This is a genomic window from Campylobacter concisus, from assembly GCF_002913865.1.
Classification (GTDB): Bacteria; Campylobacterota; Campylobacteria; order Campylobacterales; family Campylobacteraceae; genus Campylobacter_A; species Campylobacter_A concisus_AM.
The window spans coordinates 1-8022 of the sequence record NZ_POYX01000022.1 but is presented as its reverse complement, the minus strand read 5'-3'; the positions used below and the strand labels follow the sequence as shown (position 1 = coordinate 8022).

Here is an 8022-nt window from a genome sequence, read left to right as displayed (position 1 = left end):
TTATCTATACTAAGTGCTGCAACCATGGCAAAAAATAACCATTTTGAGTTTTTATAGCTACCATCATGCCAAAGAAGAACGATAAAAATAAATATAAACGCTCTTTTAAATTCATTAAACGCTGAAAGTGCTGCGTTTTGCGTAGCATCATAAGGAAAAAATGATATGCCAAAAACATATAAATTTAAAAGCAAAAATAGCAACAAAATAGCTTTATTGTTCTTTGCATTGTTCTTTATATTTTGCATAACATTTTTAGTATCAACTGTAAAAAGGATCAATGTTAAAAATAGAGCTAAATATATGGCTAAATTTTTAATGGCGGTTATGTGTTCGTTATACTGGCCTATTAGAAATAAAGATAAAAAAATTAAAATTGCTATATTTAAATATCTGGTAGTTTTTATCTTTTCTTGAAAAAATCCTTTCATACCTCAACTAACTCCTGTGCAAATTTTGACCACTCATACATGCCTTTTATGCTATCTCTTGGCCTTAAATTTTCTATATTTTCTAGTGTTAAATTTATCTTTTCTATCATGTCACTTTCATCAGAAATTTTAAATTTATATCCATTTACTCCGTCTTTTATGATCTCTTTCATGCCGCCATTTATGCTAACTACGCAAGGCTTATTAGCTGCTAACGCCTCAATGACAGTTATGCCAAAAGCCTCATGCCCTATACTTGGTTGCAAATAAACATCACAAGCGTTATAGTACTCATTTAGCTCATCATGCCCGATAGCGCCAACAAAAATGACCTTTTGCTCCAAGTTAAGCTTAGCTGCTATCTCTTTTAGACTTTGTAAATTTTCACCATCGCCAACCAGCATAAATTTAGCGTTTTTGATCTTATTTATATTTTTTACCATCATGCCAAAGCCTTTCCAGCCAACTACTCTACCAACGCTTCCTATCAAAATTTCATCACTTTTTACACCAAATTTCTCTCTTGTCTTCTCTTTTAGTGACGCATCTGGATAAAACTTCTCTTTATCTACGCCATTATAAACGACTTTAACCTCTCTACCATATCTTTCTTTTAAAATCTCCGCATTTGCGTCGCTAACGCTAATGATCTTATCTATAAATTTGATAAAAAATTTATCAAAAAAATAAAAATCCTCGCCACCGCTTACAAAGACTGCTTTTATATTCTTATCATGCCTCTTTAAAGCCCATGCAACAAAAAAATCAAATGGTTTATGCACAACTAAAATATCAAATTTTTCAGACTCTAAAAATTTTCTGGCATTAAAATAAAAACTAACTCTTTCAATAAATTTTCTAAATCTATTGCCTATTTTTATGACTTTTTCCCTAGGGCAAAAGTCAAACATCTTTAGATCAATTCCACTATCTTTTAAAAACGCTGGTATAAATTTACCTCTACCAGTATAAATGATCACCTCGTGTTCTTTGATAAGCTCTTTTGCAACTGAGTAGTAAAATGTCTCAACACCGCCAATTTTTAGCGCAGTTGTCACGTTATAAAGCAATATTTTCAAAATTTATCCCTTAATTTTTTCATAATATTAGCATAAAAGCTGGTCTTATTTTTTCTTCATCTCTTCAAGCTCTTGCGCTAGAAATTCCCCTGTGTAGCTGCCAGTTTTTTTGTAGTTTTTAGCTACCTCTTTGACACTGCCACAAGCTATCACTTTACCGCCTTTTGCGCCGCCTTCTGGTCCCATATCGACGATATAATCGCAGTTTTTGATGACGTCCATATTATGCTCAATGACAAAGACAGAATTTCCAAGATCAACTAGGTGATTTAGCACCTTTACTAGCCTATCAACATCGGCAAAATGAAGTCCTGTCGTTGGCTCATCAAGTATGTAAAGGGTATTTCCAGTGTCGCTTCTACTAAGCTCTTTTGCTAGCTTCACACGCTGCGCCTCGCCGCCACTAAGTGTGACTGCATTTTGTCCAAGCGTGATGTAGCCAAGCCCCACATCTTGCAGTGTCGTGAGCTTTGAAGCGATCTTTGGCACAGCTTTGAAAAACTCAACCGCCTCATCTATGCTCATATTTAGCACCTCGGCGATGTTTTTGCCCTTATATAAAATTTCCAAAGTCTGAGCGTTATACCTAGCGCCATTGCAAACGTCACAAACCACGTTGATATCAGGCAAAAAGTGCATCTCGATCGTGATCTCGCCCTCGCCTTGGCACTTCTCGCAGCGCCCTCCTTTGACATTAAAGCTAAAGCGCCCTATTTTATAACCCCTAAGCTTGGCCTCTTTGGTCTGCGCAAATAAATTTCTTATCTCATCCATCACACCAGTATAAGTCGCTGGATTTGAGCGTGGGGTGCGACCGATCGGGCTTTGATCAAGATAGATCACCTTGTCCAAATTCTCAAGTCCGCTTAAATTTACCCCAGCTATCTTTTTCACTTTTTTAGCTCTATTTAGCTGCTCTTGCGCCTCTGGAAGCAAGGTCTGAAGCACTAGCGAGCTCTTGCCAGATCCTGAAACGCCAGTAATGCCCACAAGGTTTCTAAGTGGAAATTTAGCGGTTAAATTTGAGATATTATTGATATTTACATTTGAAATTTCAAGCCACTTCTCAGCTTTTCTATTTTTTTGATAGTCGATCTTTTTCTTACCATTTATGTATTGTGCAGTCTGAGTGTCTGAGTTTAAAAGCTCTTTTGCCGTGCCTGCAAAGACCACGCTACCGCCAAATTTACCAGCTCCAGGGCCGATATCTACGATATAGTCAGCCTCCTCTATCGTCTTTTTATCATGCTCGACGACGATTACAGAGTTGCCTTTGGCTTGCAAATTTCTAAGCGTTTTTATAAGTTTTAGAGTATCTCGCTCATGAAGGCCGATACTTGGCTCATCAAGCACGTACATGACGCCACTTAGCCCACTTCCTATCTGGCTCGCGATCCTTATACGCTGCGCCTCGCCACCGCTGATCGTCCTAGCATCACGCCCAAGCGACAAGTAGCCAAGTCCCACGTCGTATAAAAAGAAAAGCCTTTCGTTGATCTCTTTTAAGATAGGCTTTGCGATCGCCTTGTCGTAGTCGCTAAGATAGGTAAAATTTTTCTCGTTTGAGAAAAATGCGGTGCAATTTTCTATGCTCATATCCAAAATTTCACCAAGCCCAAGACCAGCGACCTTGACCGCTAAGCTTTGAGGCTTTAGTCTGTGGCCGTTACAAGCCTCACAAATTTTCTCACTCATATACTCATCAAAGTCCTTATAATCCTTCAAGAGCCCGTGTGAAATTTTAACCACTCCGTCAAATTTTCTAAGTAGCTTGTTCCGCTTCCAAAAGAACTCAACATCCTTGACGTTGCCATATAAAACGAGCCTCTTTTCATCTTCACTAAGCTCATAGTATGGCTTTTTGATATCGATATCATTTTGCTCACAAAAAGCAAGTAAAAATTTATAGTAGTAGCTCATGTTGTAGCCATAAAGTAGCTTGATAGCGCCATTTTCTATCGACTTTTCCTCGTCGATGATCTTACTCATATCTAGGCTATACCTTATGCCAAGTCCGTCGCAGTGCTCGCAAGCGCCCTTTGGTGAGTTAAAGCTAAAACTTAGCGGCTCAAGCGGCGTAAATGAAATTTTGCAGTCAAAACAAGCCATGTGCTCGCTGTAATGTATAAAACTCTCTTTTAAGCCCAGCTCGTCAGCATTTGCGATCTCGACCTCGACCTCGCCAAAGCTCTCATTTAACGCCTTTTCCACGTCGCTTGCAAGGCGTTCGTGATTTTGCTCATCGATAGCGATCCTATCAACGATGACCTTTATCGTGTGTTTTTTCGTTTTTGCAAGCTCGATCTCTTCGTCAAGCCTCACTACCACGCCATCTATCTGTGCCCTTACAAAGCCTTTTTGACGTAAATTTTCGATCAAGTCCGCCCATGTGCCCTTTTTCTCACGAACTAGCGGCGCATAGATGATCACTTTTGCGCCAAGCGGGAGCTTTGAAATTTCATTTATGATGTCGCTCGCACTCATTTTTGAGATAGGTTTGCCGCACTTATGGCAGTGCTGCACGCCAACCCTTGCGTATAAAAGCCTTAGATAATCATAAATTTCAGTGATCGTGCCAACCGTTGAGCGCGGGTTTTTAGAGGTTGTCTTTTGATCGATTGCGATAGCAGGCGTTAAACCCTCGATCTTATCGACATCAGGCTTGCCCACGCGGTCTAAAAACTGCCTAGCGTAGCTACTAAGGCTCTCCATGTACCTTCTTTGCCCCTCGGCATAGAGCGTGTCAAAAGCTAGTGTGCTCTTGCCACTGCCGCTAAGACCGGTAAAAACTACTAGTTTGTTTTTTGGAATTTCAAGATTTAAATTTTTAAGATTATGCTCGCGTGCACCAGTTATTTTTATAGTATCATTCATTAAATTTATACGACCTTTTTAAAATTTTAATCTGTAAATTTAGTCTAAAAGTGATAAAAACTTTATAAAGTAGTTTAGAGAAATTAAGCGTGCTATGAAAATTTAAGAGTATATTTATATCATTTTCAGTTTTTTTTGATATTCTACGCCAAAATTTTATTTAAGGAGAAAAAATGTCTGTAAAAATAACCGATATATGCATAAGCTGTGGTTCATGCATTGATGAGTGCCCAGTTTCAGCTATTGTTGATGATAGCGACAACCCAACTGGAGCAGATACATACTATGTTTATTCAAACAAATGCGTTGAGTGCGTAGGCTACAACGATGAGCCAGCCTGTGCATCTGCCTGTCCAACTGATGGCTGCATCGTTTGGGATACTGTAGTAGCAGGACAACCTTCACGTGATCAAATCGGTGCTGACGCTCGCACTGGTAGCACTCCAGTTATCCAATAAATTTACAAAATTTAGGCTCAAATTTGAGCCTATTTTATTTTTAAGCTTTATTTGATATAATTGCCAACTTCATTTAAATAACCTAAATTTTAAGGAAAATTTATGCAAAGAACACTTTCTATTATTAAGCCTGACGCTGTTAAGAAAAATGTTGTTGGAAAGATTATAGATAGATTTGAAAGCAACGGCTTAAGAATCGCAGCTGCAAAGAAAATCAAACTTAGCAAATGCGATGCAAAAGCATTTTATGCAGTTCATAAAGATAGACCTTTCTTCAACGATCTAGTTGATTTTATGGTAAGCGGACCAGTCGTAGTTATGGTTTTAGAAGGCGAAAATGCAGTTGCTAAAAACCGCGAGCTAATGGGTGCAACTAATCCTAAAGAAGCAGCTCCTGGCACTATCAGAGCTGATTTTGCTGATAGCATTGACGCAAACGCAGTTCACGGAAGCGACAGCCTAGAAAACGCTGTAAATGAGATAAATTTCTTCTTTGCTTCAAGAGAAATTTGCTAATTTTGGACTAAAATTTGATTATTCCGTTTTCTAGAATAGCAAACAAAGAGATAAACTTTGAGCTAGTAAGAAACAATGATCTAATTTTTAGTGGAATTTTAAAAAGAAAAGACCCTTTTTTGGTAAAATGTCAAGGCACCATAAAGGGCGAGATAAAATATATTTGCGATCGATGTGGTGATGAATTTATGTTGCCAGTCGATCAAGACGTAGAGCTAAATTTAAGCGATGGTGTCTATAAAGACAGAGAAAACGAGCTTAGCGATACGGTTGAATTTTTTGATGGCAATATTGATTTAAAAGAAGTTTTTGAAAGTGAGTTAGAAGCTTTTAAGAGCGATTATTTTTATTGTGAAAAATGTAAAAATTTATAAAGGAGAATAAAATGGCAGTACCAAAGCGAAGAGTGAGTCATTCTCGTGCAGCAAAACGTAGAACACATTACAAAGTTACACTTCCAGTGCCTGTAAAAGACAAAGATGGTTCTTGGAAAATGCCTCACCGCATAAACAAAACAACAGGTGAATACTAAAATATGATTCGCATTGCTATTGATGCTATGGGTGGTGATTTTGGTGCAGATCCTATAATATCTGGCGTTATTGAAGCACTAAAAGAGACAGAATTTAAAGCTGTATTAGTTGGCGATAGCAATGCCATAAAACCACTCATCCCACAACCCTATTTAAAAAATATAGAATTTATAGAAGCTACTGAGGTCATCTCTATGGCTGACGGAGCGACAGACGCACTAAAAAGAAAAGATAGCACGATCTACAAAGCTGTTGAGCTTTTAAAAGAAAAAGAAGTCGATGCTGTCGTTTCTGCTGGTCACAGCGGTGCTACTATGAGTTTAGCTACGTTAAGAGTTGGTAGATTAAAAAATGTATCTCGTCCAGCAATCGCAACACTTATGCCTAATTCAAAAGAGACAGCTACTTTGGTTTTAGATGTTGGTGCAAATGTTGATTGCAGAAGCGAACACTTATTTCAATTTGCCATAATGGGCGAAGCCTATGCAAAAGAAATTTTAGGCAGAAAAGCGCCAAAAGTTGGTCTTTTATCAAACGGCGAAGAAGAGAGCAAAGGCAACGAGGTCAGTAAAGAAGCCTTTAAGCTGGTTTCTAGACTTGATAGCTTTGTTGGAAACGCGGAAGGCAATCAAATTTTTGATGGTAGCATTGATGTCATGGTTTGCGACGGTTTTATGGGAAATATCCTACTAAAAACGAGCGAAGGCGTCGCTGATGCCATAGGTAAGATCATCAAAAAGCAGGTCAAAAAATCACCTCTTGCTATGGCTGGATCAGTGCTTATGAGAAAAGTCTTTAAAACCCTAAAAAAACAGGTCAGCTACGATGAGTATGGTGGTGCTCCGCTTCTTGGCGTAAATGGCTGCGTCATCATAAGTCACGGCAAAAGCAACTCAAAAGCTATAAAAAATGCAATATTTCAAGCAATTAAATTTGCTAATTCGAATATAAATAAAGTTATAGAAGAAGAACTTTCACACTTTGCAAGGTAAAATATGCCAAAAGCTTCATTGATCTCCATTGCGTCATATGTCCCAGAAAAAATTTTAACAAATTTTGATTTTGAAAAAATGGTCGATACGAGCGATGAGTGGATAGTAAAGCGAACTGGCATAGAGCAAAGACACATTGCAACGACTGAGATAACAAGCGACCTTGGCACAAAAGCTGCCGAGCTAGCTATAAAACGCTCAGGCCTTGAAAAATCACAAATCGATGCAGTGATATGCGCTACGATATCTCCAGATCATCTTTGCATGCCTTCAACTGCTTGCAAAATAGCTGCAAATTTGGATTTAAATTTTGGCATCACAGCTTTTGATATAAGCGCGGCTTGCACGGGTTTTATCTATCTTTTAGAGCTTGCAAATTCCCTTGTTACAAGTGGTGCTAAGAAAAATGTTTTGATCATAGGAGCTGAAAAACTAAGCTCGATGATCGACTACACAGATAGAAGCACTTGCATACTTTTTGGTGACGGAGCTGGTGCTGCTGTGATAAGTGCGAGCGAAGAAAACGAGATCATTGACATCCACACTGCAAGCGACGGCAGACAAGCTGAGCTTTTGATAACTCCAGGATGTGGTAGTGCATTTCCAGCTAGCGAAGAGACACTAAAAAATAGGCTAAATTTCATCCACATGAGTGGAAATGAGGTCTTTAAGATAGCAGTTCAAACTCTTAGCAAAAGCGTGATAGAAATTTTACACGCAAACAAAATGCAAAGCGAAGATATCGACTTTTTCATACCTCATCAAGCAAATATCAGGATAATAGACGCCGTAAAAAACAGGCTAAATTTCACTGACGAGCAGTGCGTTTTGACGGTTGCAAAATACGGCAACACAAGCTCTGCTTCGATCCCAATGGCGATAAATGATGCTTACGAGGATGGACGCATTAAAAATGGTTCAGTTTTACTTCTTGACGCATTTGGTGGCGGCTTTACTTGGGGTTCAGCGATACTAAAATTTGGCGGAAAAAATTTTAGCAATCTGTAATTAGCCGCTTTCGCACCCAAAACTCTAAATTTAATAAAATTTCTACAACACCCTCTATAAATTTTTAAAAATTTCCATTCATTTTCAAATGCATATTAAAATTACAATGTTTTAAATTTTCAGATCTATTT

Annotated in this window: 9 protein-coding genes; 6 read left to right on the top strand and 3 right to left on the bottom strand. The window is 38.3% G+C overall.

The window, feature by feature from the left end; translation table 11 throughout:
* From CYP77_RS01280 to uvrA, 3 genes are all read right to left on the bottom strand, one after another.
* A partial coding sequence (locus CYP77_RS01280; RefSeq protein ID WP_181001940.1) for a hypothetical protein occupies nucleotides 1-281 on the bottom strand: 281 nt, incomplete at its 3' end.
* A gap of 146 nt (nucleotides 282-427) precedes the next feature.
* Nucleotides 428-1510: a glycosyltransferase family 4 protein gene (locus CYP77_RS01275; RefSeq protein ID WP_103567617.1), complete on the bottom strand. Its 1083-nt coding sequence runs from the start codon at nucleotides 1508-1510 to the stop codon at nucleotides 428-430.
* 45 nt (nucleotides 1511-1555) lie between these two features.
* Entirely contained in the window at nucleotides 1556-4384 is a 2829-nt protein-coding gene (gene uvrA / locus CYP77_RS01270; protein WP_103567618.1) for an excinuclease ABC subunit UvrA, read from the bottom strand.
* Nucleotides 4385-4557: 173 nt separating this feature from the next.
* On the opposite strand from uvrA, the gene CYP77_RS01265 reads away from it, so the two are divergent.
* The 6 genes from CYP77_RS01265 (at nucleotide 4558) to CYP77_RS01240 (ending at nucleotide 7891) form a co-directional block, all read left to right on the top strand.
* The gene (locus CYP77_RS01265; RefSeq protein WP_103567619.1) at nucleotides 4558-4842 is read left to right on the top strand and encodes an NADH-quinone oxidoreductase subunit I; all 285 of its coding nucleotides are present in this window, start codon (nucleotides 4558-4560) and stop codon (nucleotides 4840-4842) included.
* Between the two features lie 102 nt (nucleotides 4843-4944).
* Nucleotides 4945-5358 carry a nucleoside-diphosphate kinase gene (gene ndk, locus CYP77_RS01260; RefSeq protein ID WP_002942517.1) on the top strand — a complete coding sequence of 138 codons (414 nt, stop codon included), beginning with the start codon at nucleotides 4945-4947 and terminating at the stop codon, nucleotides 5356-5358.
* Nucleotides 5359-5372: 14 nt separating this feature from the next.
* Entirely contained in the window at nucleotides 5373-5732 is a 360-nt protein-coding gene (locus tag CYP77_RS01255) for a hypothetical protein (protein WP_103567620.1), read from the top strand.
* A gap of 11 nt (nucleotides 5733-5743) precedes the next feature.
* The gene (gene rpmF, locus CYP77_RS01250) at nucleotides 5744-5890 is read left to right on the top strand and encodes a 50S ribosomal protein L32 (RefSeq protein WP_002942540.1); all 147 of its coding nucleotides are present in this window, start codon (nucleotides 5744-5746) and stop codon (nucleotides 5888-5890) included.
* Between the two features lie 3 nt (nucleotides 5891-5893).
* The gene (gene plsX, locus CYP77_RS01245) at nucleotides 5894-6883 is read left to right on the top strand and encodes a phosphate acyltransferase PlsX (RefSeq protein ID WP_103567621.1); all 990 of its coding nucleotides are present in this window, start codon (nucleotides 5894-5896) and stop codon (nucleotides 6881-6883) included.
* Between the two features lie 3 nt (nucleotides 6884-6886).
* On the top strand, nucleotides 6887-7891 hold the full coding sequence (locus tag CYP77_RS01240; protein ID WP_103567622.1) for a beta-ketoacyl-ACP synthase III: 1005 nt from the start codon (nucleotides 6887-6889) through the stop codon (nucleotides 7889-7891).
* The last annotated feature ends 131 nt before the right edge of the window (nucleotides 7892-8022 follow it).